This window comes from Microseira sp. BLCC-F43, from assembly GCF_041929235.1.
Taxonomy (GTDB): Bacteria; Cyanobacteriota; Cyanobacteriia; order Cyanobacteriales; family Aerosakkonemataceae; genus Microseira.
The window spans coordinates 91,205-109,830 of record NZ_JBHFNP010000170.1 but is presented as its reverse complement, the minus strand read 5'-3'; the positions used below and the strand labels follow the sequence as shown (position 1 = coordinate 109,830).

The following is an 18,626-nucleotide window of genomic DNA, read 5'->3' as shown; positions in this document are numbered from 1 at the left end:
GCCTTTGGGTCTATTAAACCTCTCCAAAAACTCTTGTGGGGTAGGCATCCTGCCTGCCTTAGACTCTATTTTCTGGAGAAGCCTATTTATATTTTAATTCGGCTCTGCAATTACCTTGACAGATGCAATTGGTTTGCAGCGGTTTTCAACTGGGTGCAACGCAACATTGTAGGGGCACGGCAACCGAAAAACTTTGATTTGGCGACAAAACTTACAGATGCCGTGCCCCTACCCACCATTGATTTGATTGAGGAAATCGTCGAGTTTTTTATCCAAACAAAAGGCTTAATTTGGTTGGGTTTTTCCCATCAACTCAACCCATGTATAGGGCACGGCAACCGAAAAACTTTGATTTGGTGGCAAAACTTACTCCTGTTCCCTACCCCCGATTGATTTGACTGAGGAAATCGTCGAATTTTTCGCCCAAACAAAAGCTTTAATTGAGTTGGGTTTTGTCTCTCAACCCACCTCACGTATAGTAAGCTCAAACAGCGGCAGACCCATTAAGCAGTGCCAATGACAGGCGAACAGATCGGGCGATTGGATGCCGATACTTGCGATTGCTGCTTCCCCCGGAAACGGCAACAATTTATCGAAGTATATATCTTTACCTTCAAACCCAAATTGCACTAAGTAAGTCGCCGGTGGTGCGTTGAGCGAGCGCAGCAGTCGCCATCCCATTTGGTAAAGCACCTGCTTCGCTTCATCCGAGACATGTATCGGCTGATAATATTTGTTGTCTTTTAAACCTATTACTTCTGCGTACAAAGGCGCTTTCGCCGTCAGTACAATTGGCAACCAAAAGCTACCCTCACCCGTTGCGTATCCCAATTGTTGCATCTGATGGCGCAATTTTGTCACATCGCGGCAAGCTTGATAGACCGCACTTCCTGGAAACTGGAGATTATCTGGCAAATTCAGCGTTAAAGGACATAGCAGGATATTTTCTTTATCACAAAATTCTGTTTTTGTCAAGCTATCGCTGACCGCAATTCCAGCTTGAGGGAGAGAACTTGCTGCCACAACTTGCACATTTACTGGCGTGACGGGATTTATCGCCTGCAATAGAGCTTGAACCATTTGATCGGTCGTGGAAGTGGACGCCACTTGAGCATCCACCAACCCATCGACGACAATCCAAACCTCAGACATGTCGGAAGCTGGGAAGACTAATTTGACCGCCGCCACCCAGGCGTTCGAAGCTAGGCAGATCGAGGTGTCCACCCGTGCGGCGGTTTTTCACAGCCAAACGGTAGGTGACGCTTTGCAGTTCGGCGCGGAGTTGGCGGTTTTCCCGTTGCAGCTGCGCCACTTTTTCTTTGACAGGTGCTAAGCGTTCGGCGAATTTTTGGCGATAAATCTGAGGCAGTTCTTGGATCACCTGTTCCAGCATCCGGGTGCGATCGCTCAATTCTTGCACCGACTGGCGCAGTTGATAAATTTCCGCATCCCTTTCGGCAAGTTGTTCTTGATAGAACGTAACTTGCTGTTCGACGCCTTGCAGTTGTTCCCGCAGCGCCAGCGTTTGAGCTTGATTGCGTTCGGCAATTTCCGGAGAAGGTAAAAATCCGGTATTGCCTTTAACCAGGCGGAAGAGTTCTTGAGACAGCTGTTGTACCAGTTGGTCGCGCAGTTGTAACTCTTCCCGGAGGTGAGAGACTTCGGTTTGCAGGTTATTTAGGATTGGGGTGTCAGTTTGGATCACGATCGCTCCTCATCGACGATATTGCCAACAATGGGCGTGCCTTGCCAATTTACTGTTTCTGGCATTCGCGCCCATCTTATCATGGTTATCCAATTGGGTCATGGGTAATAGGTCATGGGTCAGCTGATGACCAATTACCCATTACCCATTACCAATTACCTTGCACTCAGAGTCGCTATGCTTCTACTTCAGCGGGTTCTTTGGCTGTATCCTCAGTCACTGCTTCCGGTTTGATGGTGAGATAGCGAATCACTTCTTCAGAAAGGCGCATAGCGCGTTCTAAGACAGCGATCGCGTTGCCTTTGGCTTTATAGTTCATTTGGATATAGATGCCGTCGCGCTGCTTTTTAATCTCGTAGGCGAGACGGCGCTTACCGCGATGCTGGATTTCGATTCCCTCGCTGCCATTCTCCCGCAGGATGTTTTGATATTTTGCGATCGCTAGCTCGACCTGTTCTTCTCCCAGGTCGGGACGCAAAATATACATAGTTTCGTAGTTTTGCATGGGATGTCTTCTCCTTATGGACAAGGCCACTGCTAGAACCTGAGTGGGAAGCTGCTCTCACCCGGTTAGCCAGTAGCAAGGAATTCTAATTATACAAAAATTTGCGCAAAAAAAATGACACAGGGCAACGGGGTAATTATTACTGGGAAATCGACCCCTAATAGCACTTTCCCATTCCCCACATGCCTGTTATGGTATTGAGTCAAGCTCCCGAATTCTATACGCGGGATTCTGACATTGAGTTGGGGCTAACTTTTTGCCCTCACCTAAAATGAGTGCCAAACATCGTAACATATTTTGACAGCAGGTGACATCCTCCTACACTCACCCGATAGGGGACTGTAGGCTTCCAACCTCGCGATTGGATATTCCTAGTTTCTTCCCTTGCAGGTGTTTCGCCTCTGATCTAGCCAGAAAGAGTTACCTATTTATGACCCCGACAGACCGACTGCATAGGCGTTTTCATTCCCCAGAGTCCCTGGGTACAAAGTATCGATTTTTCCTGGCAATAGGTGTCTTTGACACCACCCGCAATGCTATTTCTGGTGACCAAGCGCTGCCCCAAAACGGTGGATGTTATGGCGTATAAGCCTAACTTTCACACACACAAGCCCGGAAACGAATCCTGTGCAACTATTGTTGATCCCATAATCGTATTACATTCCGAATACAATTATGGCCTGAACTCTAGTTTTTCCCATCCGACTGACCCCGCAGGAACGAGACAAACTGGAAAGTTACGCTCAACAACAGGGTATTTCGTCTGCAGAAGTGATTCAAGACTATATCAAAAGCCTCCCGAAAAAGCCTGTTGCGGGGACATTGAGTCCTACTCAACCCTGTTGAGGGGTCCATGTATCCACACGCTGACACTGGGTGTTGAGCATGGGAGCGAGAGCAAGTCAAACTCCCCAATAGTTAAAAATGCCGAGTCGCGTTTGGGTGTCGATTTAAAAATCCCGCGCTACCACGCTCCCGTTCTCATACAGTGTCAATAGCAGTCGGCGATCGCACCACGCGATCGCCCGGGCTAATACTCTGTTTTTCCCCGTACTTTTTCCCTGTCCCTCTAATTTATGGCTAAACGCTACGTCCGAGTTCAGACTACGAAGGGTGAGACTTATTACGGCTTATTACAACTGAGTCGCAGCGTCATCATCCTGGATGCGCCCCCTTGGTTGCAAGGTCAACCTACCAATGTGGAGTTAGAACCAGACAGTTACAAGCTACTGGCTCCTTGCGCGCCGTCCAAAATTGTAGCGGTGGGTAAAAATTATGCTGCTCACGCCAACGAAATGGGAACCGATGTGCCAAAAGAGCCGCTATTATTTTTGAAGCCACCGACAACGGTAATTCCCACTGCTACCGATATTTGGTATCCTCCCCAGTCTCAGCGCGTTGATTACGAAGGGGAACTGGCGCTGGTGATTGGCGATCGCACCTTCGATTGTACGCCCCAACAAGCGGGAGCGAAAATTTGGGGTTACACCATCGCCAACGACGTGACGGCGCGAGATTTACAAAGAAAGGATAGTCAGTGGACGCGAGCTAAAGGATTCGATACCTTCTGTCCGTTAGGTCCTTGGATCGTGCGCGAATTGAGTCCAGGAGCCAGATTGCAAACGTTTTTGAATGATAATCCAGAGCCAGTACAATCGGCGTCCATCGATCAGATGGTATTTTCGCCAGAGCAACTGGTGTCCTATATTAGTCAAGTGATGACCCTGCTACCTGGGGATGTGGTTTTGACCGGCACCCCAGCAGGGATCGGGGCGATGCAGGTGGGCGATCGCGTGCGAGTTGAAATTGAGGGGATTGGATTGCTGGATAATACCGTTGTCGCAAGACCCTCAACCGCACCCTCGTAGTGCTGTTTCTATCGCACTTGCATGTGGACGGCTTCAGAAATCGTGGGAATTTCTGCATAACGTCCCAGCAGCGACTGCGCTACCGAGTAAATTACTGCTGCTAAGACGCCCAAAAATATTACGTTGTAAATCGTTTCAACGATAAAGGGAATTTGGATACCTTGCTTCAAAATTGACACGATCAGACCGCATAAGACCAAAACAATGTCGATCAGAATCGCCTGCATCGTATTGAAGCGAATAAAGTGGGCGATCCTTTCGTTGCGGACTACGGCAAAGTACAACGCAAAAAAGATAATTATCCCTGCGAAAGGTCCCAAAGCACCATAGATCGCCATCACGGGTATTAAGGGGATGAGAATGTATTGAAAAACAGGAAACTGTTGAAACAAAAAACTCCCAAAAGCTAGACCCTCAATCAAAGGCAGCAAATAAGGAAGGCTGGCAAAAATGCGCTCTCTAACAGTCGTCGTTCCCCGCCAAGTCATCGATTTTTTCTCCTTTCGCGCCATCAGAATCGTTCCTCTTAAACCCAGGATAGCGCAGCCACGCCGCCAAAGACCGAACCCAGGCGCTAGGGGCGTCTTTGGCTGTCATGCCTGGATATTACTGAAGTTCGCTGGTGCTGCTACTTGATATTGGCGATGCGGAAGCCCATTTGACATTCGTACTGGTCTGGTTGATTTTCCCCCAGTTTGCCAACGGCGTGACCGCAACGCAGTTGACCGCCTCGCCAGCGGGGTTGACCGCTGTGGTCAGCTAGCAAGCAGGTTTGACAAACAACTTGGGGAGGAAGGACTTGCTCTTCCATTAAGATGACTAACATAGTTTTACACCTCCAGTACATCCGGTGATGCAACTGAGTTAATTTTAAGTTAACAATGTGGGAAAATAGTATAAATACACACATAGCTTAACTTAAGCTCCTCCTACAAGCCAAACCACGGGAACGCGAGTGTGTGGGATAGGTTCATGGCAAATCCGAGGCAGAAGTTGTTAAAAAGAGGCTGAACTTCTGTCAGAGATTGGAAAAACGGCGCTATCATGGGGAACGCGATATGCCTCCGGCACGCTGCGCGAACGCACTGTCAATAAATATTCTTGGGACGCATTGTGACTCAAACTAACTTAGACTTCCTCGCCGAAACCGATCCAATGGTTGCAGACTTAATTGCTCAAGAGCTTGGGCGACAACGGGACCATTTAGAATTAATTGCTAGCGAAAACTTCACTTCGCCAGCTGTTCTAGCCGCCCAAGGATCGGTTTTAACCAACAAATACGCCGAAGGTTTACCTGGAAAGCGCTATTACGGTGGCTGCGAATATATCGATAAAATCGAACAACTCGCCATCGACCGAGTTAAGCAATTGTTTGGCGCTGCTTGGGCGAATGTCCAACCCCACTCCGGCGCTCAAGCCAATTTTGCCGTATTCCTGTCCCTGCTCAAACCAGGGGATACGATTATGGGGATGGATTTGTCCCACGGCGGACACTTAACCCACGGTTCCCCCGTGAATGTATCGGGGAAATGGTTTCAAGTTCAGCACTACGGCGTCAGTCAAGCAACCGAGCAATTAGATTATGACCAAGTGCGGGAACAGGCGCTGCAACATCGTCCGAAATTAATTATTTGCGGCTATTCGGCTTATCCGCGGATTATCGACTTTGAAAAGTTTAGAGCGATCGCCGACGAAATAGGCGCTTACCTGTTAGCCGACATCGCCCACATCGCCGGGTTAGTCGCCACCGGACATCACCCCAATCCCCTACCCCACTGTCACGTCGTCACCACCACCACCCACAAAACCTTGCGCGGCCCCAGAGGTGGTTTAATTATGACCAACGACGCCGAATTGGGCAAACAACTCGATAAAGCCGTTTTCCCCGGTACTCAAGGCGGACCATTGGAACATGTCATCGCCGCTAAAGCAGTGGCGTTTGGCGAAGCCCTCAAACCCGAATATAAAACCTATTCGGCGCAAGTCATCGAAAATGCCAAAGCAATGGCAGCCCAACTGCAAGCACGGGGATTCAAAATTGTATCCGGGGGCACTGACAATCACTTGATGCTAGTAGATTTACGTAGCATACGCATGACCGGAAAGCTGGCAGACAAACTGGTCAGCGCAGTGAACATTACGGCGAATAAAAATACAGTGCCATTTGATACCGAGTCGCCGTTTGTAACGTCGGGATTGCGCTTGGGTTCGCCCGCGATGACCACGCGGGGGATGGGAACGGCAGAATTTACCGAAATTGCCAACATTATTGCAGACCGGCTGTTGCATCCGGAAGATGAAACAGTAGCGAGTGACTGTCGGGGTCGGGTAGCGTCGTTGTGTTCGCGCTTCCCGTTATATCCGCATCTGACAATACCCGTTCCTGCTTTAGCTTAAATTGCTCAGAAACCCGGTAACTTCTGCGAAACTGGGTTTCTAAAGTAGTGCGAAGTCTCCTATCTATCAGAATTAACTGATGGGTGAAAAGAGAGTACCTCGCAACTCGATCAGATGAGCGATACAATTTACTTAACTTCCTAAGCTGTTGCAACAAGAGAGGTAATAGCCTAATTCCATGAATACTCTCGACCAAGTGCTAGAAACCGCTTTACAACTGCCCTATGAACAGCAGGAAATGCTGATCAAAATTCTGCAAAACCGCTACCACGAAAGTCGCCGAAAAGAAATCGCTGCGGATGCACTAAGAACCTTGGCGGATTTCCGTGCAGGGAAATTTGAACCCCAGTCAGCCCAAGATGTGGTTGCAGCATTGCGCCAGTCTTTGCACGATCCAGAAGCATGAGAGCTTTGGTTTTAACCCCCAAGTTCAAACGAGCATTCCGCAAGTTTGTAAAGCGAAACGTTGACATCCAGCAAAGTATTGAAGACACTCTTCAACAAATGGAAGCAGACGTATTTGCCCCAAACCTGGGTACGCACAAACTGAGCGGCAACCTCGAAGGTCTTCAGTCCTGCTCTTGCGGCTATGATTGTCGTATTGTCTTTTCCATTGAACAAGATTCGCAAACTAATACTGAAGTCATTGTTCTGCTCGACATCGGAACGCATGATGAAGTTTATTAACTGCGTCGGTAGTTGCGGATTCATAAATACTTTGGCGTTGATTACGATATTGTGTGGGATGTTATCGTCAATAAGATTCCTGTGCTGGATGCAGAAATTAAGCAGATTCTTGTCCAAGAATACCCGCGACTTAGAAATCTTTAGGACTTACACACGACGCTCTGAGAAACCGGGTTTCAAGCTACGTTCGCGTAGCTAGGGGTGTGCATATCTCTAGTTGGCTTTCCCGACGATTTTTCAGAGAAACAAAGGTGATTTTGCGTAAGTCCTGATCTTTACATTTCGCGAAATCGAGCTAATAACGCTTCGCTCCACTGTTGGTCAGTTTCCGACAATGCTGGTGGTGGAATTGGTTGGCGTAACGGGCGCGATATGCACACCCCTAGCTGCGCGTGAAGCGGAAGCTTGCGCGGCGCGGATGCGCTTAGCTATCGCTCCAAGAAACCCACACCCGATTAAACACCTCGTGCAAGCGTACAATCGGTTCTGGATCGCCTGGTTTTAAAGTAGTAGGTTGGCTTTACCGTGGGAAACCCAACCTACGGAATCTCAAGCTTTTTTGTTTAAAGCTTATCGCAGGATTAAATTGTAGTAAAACTCATACTATAATAGTAATACATAAAGAAGATTATGCAGTCATATGAGTTACGATTTTGCAATGGGGATTTGTGACCTAAACAAGCTCAATTCCATGACTAAATATCCCAGTATCCCTACATACCATACACTGGGCGATAAAGGAGCTTTACTAGAAGAGACGGTTAGTTTTGATGGCGAGATTATCCTGACTGAGAAAGTAGACGGTACTAACTCTCGCATTATTCTTTTGCCTGATGGTAACTTTGTCTTAGGTAGCAGAGAAGAATTGTTGTTTGCCAAAGGCGACCTGATTGGGAATCCGGCACTCGGTATCGTGGATGCGCTCAAAAACGTTGCAGATTCATTGCCCCAGGTGCAGAGTGAGATTGTTGTTGTATACCTTGAACTTTATGGGGGCAAAATTACGGCTGCTAGCAAGCAATACACGTCACAACAAGGCATTGGTTGGCGACTGTTTGATGTTGCAGTCCTCACAGACATCGAAACGTTGTTCTCTAAATCTGTTCAGCAACTAGCAGCGTGGCGGGACAATGGTGGTCAGGCATTCCTTGATGAAGAGCAACTCAATAATGCGGCAAAAAATTACGGATTTGAGCTAACGCCGCGAATTGCCAAAGTTGCGGCGCTGCCAGTTAGTATTCAAGAAACCTATGAATTTCTTCAGGCAACGCTGCCGCAAACTAAGGTTGCACTCGATGAGGGTGCAGGTGGTCGAGGCGAAGGTATTGTGGCTAGAACCGTTTCTAGAAATGCGATCGCAAAATTGCGGTTTGAAGATTACGAACGTCATGCTAAACGTCGTGTTAAGTAGGATAGGCAACCAGCGAGGTAAGCAATGCCTGCACAAATGGCTAAGGAGCGAAACGTTAACATCCAAGAAAGAAATTAAGGTGATACGAAAAATCGTTGGTTTTGCAACCAGAGATATGCCTCCCAACGCTAGCGCGAACGACGGTCGAAACGGGGTTTCTGTGAAAAATAGATCCACGCAGAAACTTTGGCGATCGCCTCGACCTGCGTCAGTCCCGATCATCCTTGGTTCAGTCCTTCTCGCACCCGCGAACCGTAATCTGGGTCGCATTTTGTGAAATGTTCCACCATCCGGTTTTGAATCTCTGGGTTACACTGTTTTAACTGTGTCACCAAGTTGAGAATCAAATCATCGCGCTCAAAATCGGAAAAGGTGCGATAGCGCTCTCCTGCTTGCCCATAATCGTTTGTGCGGCTGATTCTTGCTCGTCCGACGATTCCTTGCACGTAGGGAGTATGATCTTTGCCAGATTTTGGCGCTTCTTTCAATCCGTCGATGCTGCTTGGCTCATAATTAATATGCGGATTTGCACCTGCTTCGACGGTATTGACGGAATACTCCATCGCACCACCCTGCTGATTCGTTGCCACCCTTGTTTTGGGTTGATTAATCGGCAATTGGAGATAGTTTGGTCCAACGCGATAGCGCTGGGTATCTGAGTAAGAAAACGTCCGACCTTGAAGCATTTTATCGTCTGAAAAGTCTAGCCCATCCACTAATACCCCAGTTCCAAATGCCGCTTGCTCTACTTCAGCAAAATAGTTGGTTGGGTTTTTGTCTAGCACCATGCGCCCGACAAGGAGCCAGGGGAACTGTTCTTGAGGCCAGATTTTGGTATCATCTAAGGGATCGAAATCGAGTTCGGAATGCTCATCATCCGACATGATTTGCACGCAAAATTCCCATTCCGGATATTCGCCGCGCGCGATCGCTTCATACAAATCCTCGGTAGCATGATTAAAGTTTTTCGCCTGAATTTCCTCAGCTTGTGCCTGAGTCAGGAATTTTAGCCCCTGTTTAGGTCGCCAATGATACTTGACCAAATGCCCCACACCATCAGCATTCACCCATTTATAAGTGTTGACCCCTGAGCCTTCCATAAATCGGTAGCTGGCGGGAATTCCCCAAGGACTAAACAACCAGGTTACCATGTGCATCGATTCCGGCGTCAAGCTGAGGAAATCAAAAATGCGATTCGGATCTTGACGATTATGGACTGGATCGGGTTTGAAGGCGTGAATCAAGTCAGGAAACTTAATCGGATCGCGGATAAAAAAGATTTTTAGGTTATTTCCCACTAAATCCCAGTTGCCATCTTCGGTGTAAAACTTGACAGCAAATCCGCGCGGATCGCGTAATGTTTCCGGAGAATGACCGCCGTGGGTAACGGTGGAAAAGCGAACAAATACGGGGGTGATTTTTCCTTTTTCCTGAAACAGTTTGGCGCGGGTGTATTTGCCGATTTGTTCATCACCAACGGTTCCGTAGGCTTCAAAATAGCCATGTGCGCCTGCTCCTCGCGCATGAACGACGCGCTCTGGAACACGTTCGCGATCGAAGTGAGTGATTTTTTCTAGAAAGTTATAGTTTTCCAGTACGGTGGGACCTCGATCTCCCACGGTTCTGACATTTTGATTATCTGATATTGGATGCCCTTGGCGATTGGTTAGAGTTTCGCCTTGATCGATCTGTTCATCCTGTGTTTGAGGGTCTGTCATATTAGGAAAGCTGGTGTTGGTTGTAGTGCGATCGCTCGTTAGAGCAGGTAGCTTCCTACTAAAGTAACGATTTGTGTTTTGCCCAACTTCTACCAGCGGCATAGATTCACCCTCTACCCCAGGACTAACCATTATCTGAATTCGACCTGGATGCGATCGCTACTAAAAGAGAACATCTATCAAAAGGTGTGTTATGACTCTGTATTGGGAGATTCATTCTTTGGTCGATCGGGTTTACCAGTTTTGCGCTCCACGGGAGTGAGCAATCGTAGGGTGAGAAAGTTAATCAGACTCACGACTACGGCAATCTCATAATCCTGATATGCCACCGCAGCACCGATTACTCCTGTTGTCCAAATGCTAGCTGCAGTAGCTGTTCCATGCACTCCGCCACCTTGCTTTAATATCGCTCCACCTGCAATAAAGCCGATCCCGCTGATCAATCCTTGGATAATGCGCGCTTGCTGTTCGCTACCAGACCCTACGACCGCACTCGCCACCAACACATAGCCACAACTTGCCATCGCTACTAGGGGGAAGGTACGCAATCCCATCGTCCGCGTAGACTGTTCGCGTTCCCATGCTACAGGAAAGGACAACAGGAAAGCAGCGATGAGGCGAAGTAAGAGATAAAAAAACTCAACAAAATCAAAGGACATCTCTAATGCTGTTATTTCTAATCGGTTTGTTCGTGCTTGTCGAGATATTCATACTATTTAAGGGCGGCGGTTGTATAACCCAAATAGGGGGCCAAGAATCGCTCCAAAAACGAAGCCTCCAGCGTGCGCCCAGTAGGCTATTCCACCACTTTCCATACCAACATTGGTGCGAACTTGTAAGCTAGCCAGCCCGTAAAACGCTTGCTGAACGAACCAAAATCCCAAAAATAAATAGGCAGGAAGTCGCGCGGTAGTGATAAAGAATCCCAAGGGAATTAAGGTCAAAATTTCGGCGCGCGGGAACCGGAGAATGTACGCACCCAACACCCCAGCAATTGCACCGCTCGCACCCAAGGATGGAATCGTAGAATTTACCGAGAACACCCACTGGCTCAGTCCTGCTAAAACGCCGCAGGTTAGGTAAAAAATTAAATATTTTATATGACCCAAGCGGTCTTCAATGTTATTGCCAAAAATCCATAAAAACAACATATTTCCCGCAATATGCAAAAAACCTCCATGTAAAAATTGCGATGTAATCAAAGTCATCCACTCAGGAATTCCTTGACTTTCTGCACCAATTGGACAAGTGGCTGAAAGCTGGCAGGGTACTAACGCCGCAGCGTATAAAAACCTCTGTAACTGTTGCGTGGTTAGGCTCACTTGATAAAGAAAAACGAGAATATTAGCCGCAATTAACCCATAGGTAATATATGCGGTGGTTGTGGTGGGGTTGTTATCGCGTAATGGAACCACGGTTTTTTCCTCTAACAAGTGAACATTTGAGCGGAATTTCTTCAATCGAGTGGGTCAAAGCGTTTGAACAAGAGAGCGACAATAACAACAGGTAAGCCTACCCCAATACAAATCAATGCTTGAGTCAAATTTAAGGGGAAGGTATCGAGTAACTGATTCATTATACTCCACTGACTAAAGATAATTTGCAAAATCAACAAACAAGCAATCCCAATCGCGGGCGCATAAGCAATGTTTTTAGATTTTCCCGCGAGTTTAGCTACCAGCGATGGGATAAATTGACTGATACTCAAAAGATAAAAGGTTTCGGCGGCAACTAATGCTTGCACTGCTATTGTTATGGCTAAATTTACATTATTTGTGGTTTGCCAACCCCATTCAAACATGCCAAAGGTAATCAAACAATTGACGATGGTAATTGCCAAGATCCGCCTGAGTACGTTACCCGTTAGTAAAGGATCGCTGGGGTGGCGCGGGGGTTTTTGCATGACGCCCTTGGCTTTGGGTTCAAAGGCGAGGGGGACAGTTAAAGCCACCGAGCTAATCATATTCACCCACAAAATTTGTCCGGTTAAAATTGGCAGTAATGTTCCTAGAAATACGGCGATTAAAATTGTCATCGATTCGCCGCCATTGATGGGCAGAATGAAGGCAATTGTTTGGCGGAGATTCTGATAAACTGTGCGTCCTTCTTCTACTGCTGCTTCGATGGAGGCAAAATTGTCATCGGTTAAAATTGTGTCGGCTGCTTCTTTGGCAACTTCGGTGCCGGTAATTCCCATTGCAATGCCAATATCTGCTTGTCGCAGTGCGGGAGCATCGTTGACACCATCTCCTGTCATGGCGACAATTTCACCTTTTGATTGCAATGCTTCAACTAGACGCAATTTTTGTTCCGGTGCAACGCGAGCAAATACATTGGCATTTTGTGCTGCTTGAGTGAATTCTGAATCGCTCATTTGGGCAAGTTGTTGTCCGGTGTAAGCTAATACTTCCGCGCTGGAACTTAATTGCATTCGGCGGGCGATCGCACTAGCAGTCAAGGCATGATCTCCTGTAATCATTTTGACCCGAATTCCCGCAGATTGACACGCACGCACCGCGTCGATCGCTTCTTGTCGCGGCGGATCGATCATCCCTTGCAATCCCAAGAAAATTAACCCCTCGTCGAGATCTTCACGCTCGATTGATTGCTTGGAAGCTGCTGGTTTTTTCGCAAATGCCAGCACGCGCAATCCCTGCTGCGCCATCACATTCGCTTGGGTTTCCACTTCTGCGGGGTTTAATGCGATCGCTTCTCCCCGAAGATCGAGCATTTGATTGCACCGCAACAGAATTGCCTCCAGCGAACCTTTAACATAAATAGTATTGACTCCCCTGCTTCCTTCATGCAAAGTTGCCATGTACTGAAACTCAGATTCAAAGGGAATTGTATCTAATCTCGGCATTTGGCGAGCGAGGATTTGCCTTTCTAACCCAGCTTTTTGGGCAACAACAATTAATGCTCCCTCAGTCGGATCTCCCACCACTTTCCACTGTCCATCCTCCTGTTCCATATGGGAATCATTGCACAGCAACCCCGCCATCAAACATTCCCAAAGCGCGATTTCAGATGTGAGATTTTGGATTTTCCTCCTCCCCTGCTCCTCTGCTCCCACAGGCGAGACGCCTGTGCTACGCTGCTCGCCTGCTGCCACAATTTCCCCTTCCGGCGCATACCCGACACCGCTGACTGCATAATGCATTCCTCCGGCGTAGATATCCTGCACTGTCATCTGATTTTCAGTCAGCGTGCCTGTTTTATCCGAACAAATAATCGTGGTACTGCCGAGGGTTTCGACAGCTGGTAATTTCCTGATAATCGCATGACGAGCCGCCATTCTAGACACCCCAATTGCCAGGGTAATCGTCACAATTGCCGGTAATCCTTCTGGAATGGCGCTGACGGCTAAAGCTACCGCCGCTTTAAACACCTCGATCCAGGATAGTCCTTGCCCCAATCCCACGGCAAAAGTCAAGGCTGCCAGCCCCAGGATGACGTAGAGTAACAATTTAGTGACGACTCCACACACTAATGCTTCGCATATAGTGTGGGCTTCTCCAAACTCCGAAGAGTAGAGAGAACTTCCTTCGAGGTACTATCAGTTGTAGAGTGACCCACAACAACTTTCCCTCTACGGCGGTTTATAGTCGGGAACTCGCCCAGCCCGACTCTTTTGATGTTGATAGCGGCGTTGATATCCCTATCAACCCAAAGATTTTCTACCTCATCCCAATATTCACGGATAGTGCAATCGGTGAAGATGAACTCATCCCGATAGGAGAGTAGTTGGGAGGTGTAGGCGGGATTCACTTCAATCGCAACGGCTCCAGCTTTTGCAGCTATGTATTCCAGGATTGTAAAGAATTGCCCAAATGCAGCATCGTTCCAGGATTTGTTCAATCCAGACTTAGCCGCTTGACCGTTAGGCAGGTATCGTCCCTGCTCATCTTGTTTTGCGCCATTGCGCTTACTCAACCCTTTGAGGTTGAGATTCTCGTAAAAGAATACCGCTTTGCCCGTTCTCACAACTTTGTGAGCGGTCTTGAAGGCACAATCGCGTCTAGCTCTGGCAATGCGTTGATGCTCTCTGGCTTCACGATGAGCCAGTTTGCGGCGGGAACGACTCCCTTTTTTCTTGGCAGCTTTACGGTGAGAAACTTTAGCTAGTCGTTTTGCGGACTTGCGGAACGACTTAAGCGAAGGCAGTTTTTCACCGTCAGATGTAGCCAGGTAGGCATCTTCATGCAAAACTGCATCCATGCCCAAAGCGCTATCCCATGACAGATCTATGCCGTTAGAGTCGATCGGCACAGTTGGATCGTCTAACCGTAAGTTCACATACCAACCGTCTGCTTTTTTAATCAGTTGTACCTGCTTCAGGATGGCGCCGTCTGGAAGATCTCTGTGCATTCGCACCTTCAACAATCCCAGCTTAGGCATCTTGATAAACAGGTACTTGCCGCCCAACGAGCAGGAATGCAGCTCAAGTCCTGCACCTTCAAACACCATTGAGCGAAATCTTTCAGCAGACTTGAAGCGAGGTTTACCGCTCCGCTTGCCATTGCTGTCACCCGCAACAAAGCGCTCGAACGCCTTATCAACTCGTTTACAAACTTCCTGCAACGTGTTGGCCAGAACCCGTGAAAAGTCTAGCAATTCAGACGACCAACCGACTGTGACCAGATCCGTTTTGATCTCAGGAAGATATTTCTTTTGACTGTAATAGTTGGGATGATCCCGCAATTGAGGCAAGTGACAAATCAGAGGGCAGGCGTTGATATAGCAGCGGTTGCGTTCCCACCAATCAAACCTGTCTCCAATTTGACGGTTGTACCAGTATTGGCAAGTCCGCAACCAGAGATTAAGCTCTAGCTTCTGTTCAGTTGTGGGAAGTGCTTTGTACTGGTAGGTGTATTTCATGGTATCATTATAGCACACAGCTATACAGGCTAGCGCCATGAATCAGGTTAATTTTCGAGTCACCGATGAAGAATTGATGCACTTAAAAAGATACTGCCAGATCAAGGAAAGACAGCAGAGCGAGGTTCTGCGTGAGTTAATCAGGAAATTGTCAATCTCCGGGGTATTGAACCCCATCGATTGACGCGCATTCCTCTCACGCTAACCGAAGCGGTCTAGCGTGAGGCTCCTGCTGCTCTAGCTGAATTTTTGGATTTTTCGGGTCAGGGGGGTTTCTAGGCTGGTATGGCGCTCCATTAGCTGAGAAATGCGACCTGTTTCGGTGGAATCTGCGATCGCAACGACAATCCCGCTGCCTTGTCCAGCCGTCACCAAGCTGCCAGCATAAGCCATATTGGTGCGATCCGCGAGGGGGGTTTCTGGAGAAAGTCGCCGAGTTGCTTTCTCAACGGGAACAGATTCGCCAGTTAAACCAGATTCATCGATTTGCAAGTTACGCACTTTAACTAATCGCAAATCGGCGGGAACTTTATCGCCGGAAGCCATTTGCACCAGATCCCCCGGTACTAATTGTGTGGAGGGAATGCGTAATTTTTGGCGCTCGCGGATGACGGTTGCTTCTGTGGTGACCGATCTTGCTAAGGCTGCGATTGCGCTTTCTGCTTTAGACTCTTGAATAAAGCCAATCGTCGAATTAATCAGCGTTACCGCAAAAATTACCCCCGCATCTACCCAATCTTGTAAAAATAGCGTGACTGTCCCAGCAATCAACAAAATATAGATCAGCGGCTGATTGAATTGCAACAGAAAGCGCATCCAGAGAGGCTTTCCTTTTTTACTGGTCAATTCGTTGGGGCCAAAACTATTGTGTCGTTTGGTTGCATCAAAGTTACTTTCTAATAGCTGGGCAACTTCTTCCACCGGCAGATGGTGCCAATGGTTTTCTAGTAGATTTTCCATTGCGATCGCTGGCATACCGCTTCCTCCACAACTTGAAATTGATAGTTCAATCAAACCCAAAAATTTTTAAAGCACGAACGAAACCTTTCTACCTTTTTCCTCACCTTATCGCTAAGTTGGCTGGGAAAAAGTTTGGGTATTTTACTTTATTTATCAACAGCCTAAACCATCAGCTCGGTTTCGGAATCTAGCCTATGGTAGATACGAGAGGCTGTTTTACTAATATTTTTTCCTGGGTCTCCGACGCACCCTACTCTATGTGCCAGCCCTTGTAAGTTCTATATTTAATTCTTGCGAGAAGCAATCCGAGCGGCGAGATGATTAAAAAAATGTTCTGTCTGAGTATCTTTTCCACCCCATCCAGGAATTTTTTCTCCAATTACACTGAAGAAATCGTCAACAATAAATTGGGCAATCTTTTTCTTTTTACCCTGAGCTGAATAAACAAGCTGACAGGGATAAGCCAGAAGACCAATCCTAGGCATTAATCCAACTAAGAAAGCAATCCAAGGAATTTCTTTTCGGTATATAACTGCTTGAATTACTCTCCAAGACGTATACATGGTTCGATAGACTGGCCCTCCAAGAGCCATGTAATAAAAAATAGTTCATCAATTAAGCCAGTTAAATACAGAAGCGGCACAAGATATTCAATCATTTTAATAAATAGTTTAATGCCAATATGAACGCCAAAATCATTTAAATATTCACTGCTTGTCTCGCGTTATAGGTGCTGCAACAAACCGTTAGCTTCTTCAAATTTTAGCGGCTTTCTGTCTGGCCAATAATTAATTATTTTCCTCAGATGATTTTTAGCTATAGTTAATCGATAGCTTTGAGAAGAAAGAAATCTCCAAAATTGCCAAATAAATTGTCGATCAGGAATTTTTACGAGTTTGTTGAATGCGATCGCAGGCAATTCAATTAAGATCTTTTTCAAGCTCTGCCCCAAGATTCTGAGCAGTTCTCGTCCGTACCAAAGTAATGGGCGTTCTGAATACCAATTAGCTTGTCGAACGGTGATTAATCCTTTTTTGAGTTGATATTGAATACTGCGGTCAACTCTCCTCATTGACTTCCATTTTTCTTGATGATACTCTAATCGCTCGATATGCTGTAAAATCTCATCATATCGTTGGCTTCCCAATTTTTATTGTAATTTAACCTTGACTCTGTTTACATATTGTTTTAATTTCCTGCTATTTACATCATCAAATAATGCCCGGACATACTGAATTGATTTGGGTAAGTAAAATGAAACCATTGTCAAGAGATTTAAAGGAAATAAAGCTGGTACACCCGATTCTAAATCTATCCAAACAAAAATATATTTATCGGGAGTGTCACTGGTTAATAAAAAATTATTTAAAGCTGTAGGCGTTCCTTTCCCAGCTTGCCAAACTAATCGATCAAAGCCAGCTTGAATTAATTTGTTTTGTAAAGGCATCATAATGCCATGAACTAAAGCGGGTAATTCGCCCAGTCTTTCTCGGCTAAAAGGTTGGCGCAATGCAACGTGTCTTCCTTGAATAAATTCTGTATCTATTTGATAAGCTTTAAATTCGTGATTCCAATCTGTGGTAATTGCCTCGGCAACTCTTAAATCATCATCAAACCAAAACTGAACCAACGCACTGAGAATTTGGCGGCGATAAAAAGCACAATTTATCGCATCTTCATTCCAAATGTAGGGATTCGGAGAACCAAAGAAAAAATAATGTATTATCTTAGCGACTTTATCAGCGTCAAATATTTTTCGCGCTAGCAACCCTGCCTGGGTTTCGACTAAAAAAACTTTTCCAGACCTTCCAGAGCCTAATAATTTAGGAGAGGGATATTGTTGTATGTCTATCATAATCTCACCTTCAAAATAGTTGGGGCGGAAGCGCCCGCCCCAAGTTATGTAATTTCAATGTGGAACAGCTTGTTACTTACTAACATCTGCCACTTGTTTTGATGCTGACTCCGGTAACACGGCTGGATCGTCATCAATTGAGAGCAAGAACTGAACTAGGTCGCCCATACTCAGCAAGTTAATCGGGCCATTAATCGCACCCACCACATCGGTAAAGAAATATTCGTTACCAAAGGTTTCCCGATAGAAAGCGTCGCGACCGATTTTAATCAGGTTTTCGGTGATAGGAATAGCCCCATTTTCAGGTGCGAGGTGCAACTGTCCTAACTTTGTTTGCAACAATTGCTCTGCTTCGGCTTTGTTAACGGTGTAACCCAACAGATCGTAGGAACCGATTTCCTGGGGAGTGCTTTGGGTTAGAGGTGTATAAGTAGTGTCGAGCTTAGGCGATCTTGTCGGCAAGCTTAGCTCGATAAAGTAACCCAGAAAGCCGACAAAGACAAGCAAAGACAGCAAAATCAAAATTGAGCGTAATGGGAAATTTTTCGGAAATACAGAGGCGAAATTCATAATTTATCAGCCTCAACGGATAGCTGTATGTTAGAAATCGATCGGGGTTGCCACCATCTCTCTGTGGAATGA

Annotated in this window: 21 protein-coding genes and 2 pseudogenes; 8 read left to right on the top strand and 15 right to left on the bottom strand. The window is 46.7% G+C overall.

All coding sequences use genetic code 11. The features are described 5' to 3' along the window. Positions 1 to 153 precede the first annotated feature (153 nt). Positions 154 to 393, top strand: a complete 240-nt coding sequence (locus ACE1CM_RS24445) for a hypothetical protein (RefSeq protein ID WP_374881201.1) — start codon at positions 154 to 156, stop codon at positions 391 to 393. A gap of 66 nt (positions 394 to 459) precedes the next feature. Here ACE1CM_RS24445 and ACE1CM_RS24440 read toward each other — a convergent pair whose 3' ends face one another. From ACE1CM_RS24440 to rpsF, 3 genes are all read right to left on the bottom strand, one after another. Continuing rightward, positions 460 to 1,152 carry a hypothetical protein gene (locus ACE1CM_RS24440; RefSeq protein WP_374881199.1) on the bottom strand — a complete coding sequence of 231 codons (693 nt, stop codon included), beginning with the start codon at positions 1,150 to 1,152 and terminating at the stop codon, positions 460 to 462. After that, on the bottom strand, positions 1,145 to 1,708 hold the full coding sequence (locus ACE1CM_RS24435) for an Npun_F5560 family protein (RefSeq protein WP_374881247.1): 564 nt from the start codon (positions 1,706 to 1,708) through the stop codon (positions 1,145 to 1,147). The genes ACE1CM_RS24440 and ACE1CM_RS24435 overlap by 8 nt, the downstream gene beginning before the upstream one ends. A gap of 172 nt (positions 1,709 to 1,880) precedes the next feature. After that, positions 1,881 to 2,210 carry a 30S ribosomal protein S6 gene (gene rpsF, locus ACE1CM_RS24430; RefSeq protein WP_374881197.1) on the bottom strand — a complete coding sequence of 110 codons (330 nt, stop codon included), beginning with the start codon at positions 2,208 to 2,210 and terminating at the stop codon, positions 1,881 to 1,883. Positions 2,211 to 2,640: 430 nt separating this feature from the next. Between rpsF and ACE1CM_RS24425 the strand changes: the two genes are divergently transcribed. Then, positions 2,641 to 2,799 carry a hypothetical protein gene (locus tag ACE1CM_RS24425; RefSeq protein WP_374881196.1) on the top strand — a complete coding sequence of 53 codons (159 nt, stop codon included), beginning with the start codon at positions 2,641 to 2,643 and terminating at the stop codon, positions 2,797 to 2,799. Between the two features lie 487 nt (positions 2,800 to 3,286). Continuing rightward, positions 3,287 to 4,078: a fumarylacetoacetate hydrolase family protein gene (locus tag ACE1CM_RS24420; protein ID WP_374881194.1), complete on the top strand. Its 792-nt coding sequence runs from the start codon at positions 3,287 to 3,289 to the stop codon at positions 4,076 to 4,078. Positions 4,079 to 4,086: 8 nt separating this feature from the next. On the opposite strand, the gene ACE1CM_RS24415 is transcribed toward ACE1CM_RS24420, so the two are convergent. Continuing rightward, the gene (locus ACE1CM_RS24415) at positions 4,087 to 4,566 is read right to left on the bottom strand and encodes a Tic20 family protein (protein ID WP_374881245.1); all 480 of its coding nucleotides are present in this window, start codon (positions 4,564 to 4,566) and stop codon (positions 4,087 to 4,089) included. 140 nt (positions 4,567 to 4,706) lie between these two features. After that, entirely contained in the window at positions 4,707 to 4,904 is a 198-nt protein-coding gene (locus tag ACE1CM_RS24410; protein ID WP_226584781.1) for a hypothetical protein, read from the bottom strand. Between the two features lie 287 nt (positions 4,905 to 5,191). Here ACE1CM_RS24410 and glyA point away from each other — a divergent pair, with 287 nt between their 5' ends. The 5 genes from glyA (at position 5,192) to ACE1CM_RS24385 (ending at position 8,573) form a co-directional block, all read left to right on the top strand. Next, positions 5,192 to 6,475, top strand: coding sequence for a serine hydroxymethyltransferase (gene glyA / locus ACE1CM_RS24405; protein ID WP_374881192.1), 1,284 nt, complete (start codon positions 5,192 to 5,194; stop codon positions 6,473 to 6,475). Between the two features lie 178 nt (positions 6,476 to 6,653). Then, complete coding sequence (locus ACE1CM_RS24400; RefSeq protein ID WP_374881190.1) at positions 6,654 to 6,881, top strand: hypothetical protein; 228 nt, start codon at positions 6,654 to 6,656, stop codon at positions 6,879 to 6,881. After that, the gene (locus tag ACE1CM_RS24395; RefSeq protein ID WP_374881188.1) at positions 6,878 to 7,162 is read left to right on the top strand and encodes a type II toxin-antitoxin system YafQ family toxin; all 285 of its coding nucleotides are present in this window, start codon (positions 6,878 to 6,880) and stop codon (positions 7,160 to 7,162) included. The genes ACE1CM_RS24400 and ACE1CM_RS24395 overlap by 4 nt, the downstream gene beginning before the upstream one ends. Positions 7,163 to 7,213: 51 nt before the next feature. Beyond that, entirely contained in the window at positions 7,214 to 7,306 is a 93-nt protein-coding gene (locus ACE1CM_RS24390) for a hypothetical protein (RefSeq protein ID WP_374881243.1), read from the top strand. A 547-nt stretch (positions 7,307 to 7,853) separates the two neighbouring features. Continuing rightward, complete coding sequence (locus ACE1CM_RS24385; protein ID WP_374881186.1) at positions 7,854 to 8,573, top strand: RNA ligase family protein; 720 nt, start codon at positions 7,854 to 7,856, stop codon at positions 8,571 to 8,573. Between the two features lie 224 nt (positions 8,574 to 8,797). On the opposite strand, the pseudogene ACE1CM_RS24380 reads toward ACE1CM_RS24385, so the two are convergent. The 10 genes and pseudogenes from ACE1CM_RS24380 to ACE1CM_RS24335 form a co-directional block, all read right to left on the bottom strand. Continuing rightward, a pseudogene (locus tag ACE1CM_RS24380) lies at positions 8,798 to 10,291 on the bottom strand (catalase); the annotation flags it as partial. A 191-nt stretch (positions 10,292 to 10,482) separates the two neighbouring features. Continuing rightward, positions 10,483 to 10,950: an MgtC/SapB family protein gene (locus ACE1CM_RS24375; RefSeq protein ID WP_374881184.1), complete on the bottom strand. Its 468-nt coding sequence runs from the start codon at positions 10,948 to 10,950 to the stop codon at positions 10,483 to 10,485. A gap of 57 nt (positions 10,951 to 11,007) precedes the next feature. Continuing rightward, positions 11,008 to 11,706, bottom strand: a complete 699-nt coding sequence (locus tag ACE1CM_RS24370) for a rhomboid family intramembrane serine protease (protein WP_374881182.1) — start codon at positions 11,704 to 11,706, stop codon at positions 11,008 to 11,010. Positions 11,707 to 11,747: 41 nt separating this feature from the next. Further along, positions 11,748 to 13,763, bottom strand: a pseudogene (locus ACE1CM_RS24365) (cation-translocating P-type ATPase); the annotation flags it as partial. A gap of 14 nt (positions 13,764 to 13,777) precedes the next feature. Further along, positions 13,778 to 15,169 (bottom strand): RNA-guided endonuclease InsQ/TnpB family protein, encoded by a 1,392-nt coding sequence (locus tag ACE1CM_RS24360; RefSeq protein ID WP_374881180.1) that lies wholly within the window; start codon positions 15,167 to 15,169, stop codon positions 13,778 to 13,780. A 237-nt stretch (positions 15,170 to 15,406) separates the two neighbouring features. Continuing rightward, positions 15,407 to 16,144 (bottom strand): HAD-IC family P-type ATPase, encoded by a 738-nt coding sequence (locus tag ACE1CM_RS24355; protein WP_374881179.1) that lies wholly within the window; start codon positions 16,142 to 16,144, stop codon positions 15,407 to 15,409. 269 nt (positions 16,145 to 16,413) lie between these two features. Beyond that, positions 16,414 to 16,722 (bottom strand): hypothetical protein, encoded by a 309-nt coding sequence (locus tag ACE1CM_RS24350; RefSeq protein ID WP_374881177.1) that lies wholly within the window; start codon positions 16,720 to 16,722, stop codon positions 16,414 to 16,416. A gap of 131 nt (positions 16,723 to 16,853) precedes the next feature. Next, positions 16,854 to 17,276: a hypothetical protein gene (locus tag ACE1CM_RS24345; RefSeq protein ID WP_374881175.1), complete on the bottom strand. Its 423-nt coding sequence runs from the start codon at positions 17,274 to 17,276 to the stop codon at positions 16,854 to 16,856. A gap of 3 nt (positions 17,277 to 17,279) precedes the next feature. Continuing rightward, positions 17,280 to 17,984 (bottom strand): hypothetical protein, encoded by a 705-nt coding sequence (locus ACE1CM_RS24340; protein ID WP_374881173.1) that lies wholly within the window; start codon positions 17,982 to 17,984, stop codon positions 17,280 to 17,282. 72 nt (positions 17,985 to 18,056) lie between these two features. Continuing rightward, on the bottom strand, positions 18,057 to 18,554 hold the full coding sequence (locus ACE1CM_RS24335) for a hypothetical protein (protein WP_374881171.1): 498 nt from the start codon (positions 18,552 to 18,554) through the stop codon (positions 18,057 to 18,059). Positions 18,555 to 18,626 lie beyond the last annotated feature (72 nt).

Coding starts and splice junctions, on each gene's coding strand:
- ACE1CM_RS24440 (WP_374881199.1), bottom strand. CDS start 1,152: ATGTCTGAGGTTTGGATTGTCGTCGATGGGTTGGTGGATGCTCAAGTG.
- rpsF (WP_374881197.1), bottom strand. CDS start 2,210: ATGCAAAACTACGAAACTATGTATATTTTGCGTCCCGACCTGGGAGAA.
- ACE1CM_RS24425 (WP_374881196.1), top strand. CDS start 2,641: ATGACCCCGACAGACCGACTGCATAGGCGTTTTCATTCCCCAGAGTCC.
- ACE1CM_RS24420 (WP_374881194.1), top strand. CDS start 3,287: ATGGCTAAACGCTACGTCCGAGTTCAGACTACGAAGGGTGAGACTTAT.
- ACE1CM_RS24415 (WP_374881245.1), bottom strand. CDS start 4,566: ATGACTTGGCGGGGAACGACGACTGTTAGAGAGCGCATTTTTGCCAGC.
- ACE1CM_RS24410 (WP_226584781.1), bottom strand. CDS start 4,904: ATGTTAGTCATCTTAATGGAAGAGCAAGTCCTTCCTCCCCAAGTTGTT.
- ACE1CM_RS24400 (WP_374881190.1), top strand. CDS start 6,654: ATGAATACTCTCGACCAAGTGCTAGAAACCGCTTTACAACTGCCCTAT.
- ACE1CM_RS24395 (WP_374881188.1), top strand. CDS start 6,878: ATGAGAGCTTTGGTTTTAACCCCCAAGTTCAAACGAGCATTCCGCAAG.
- ACE1CM_RS24385 (WP_374881186.1), top strand. CDS start 7,854: ATGACTAAATATCCCAGTATCCCTACATACCATACACTGGGCGATAAA.
- ACE1CM_RS24375 (WP_374881184.1), bottom strand. CDS start 10,950: ATGTCCTTTGATTTTGTTGAGTTTTTTTATCTCTTACTTCGCCTCATC.
- ACE1CM_RS24360 (WP_374881180.1), bottom strand. CDS start 15,169: ATGAAATACACCTACCAGTACAAAGCACTTCCCACAACTGAACAGAAG.
- ACE1CM_RS24355 (WP_374881179.1), bottom strand. CDS start 16,144: ATGCCAGCGATCGCAATGGAAAATCTACTAGAAAACCATTGGCACCAT.
- ACE1CM_RS24350 (WP_374881177.1), bottom strand. CDS start 16,722: ATGGCTCTTGGAGGGCCAGTCTATCGAACCATGTATACGTCTTGGAGA.
- ACE1CM_RS24340 (WP_374881173.1), bottom strand. CDS start 17,984: ATGATAGACATACAACAATATCCCTCTCCTAAATTATTAGGCTCTGGA.
- ACE1CM_RS24335 (WP_374881171.1), bottom strand. CDS start 18,554: ATGAATTTCGCCTCTGTATTTCCGAAAAATTTCCCATTACGCTCAATT.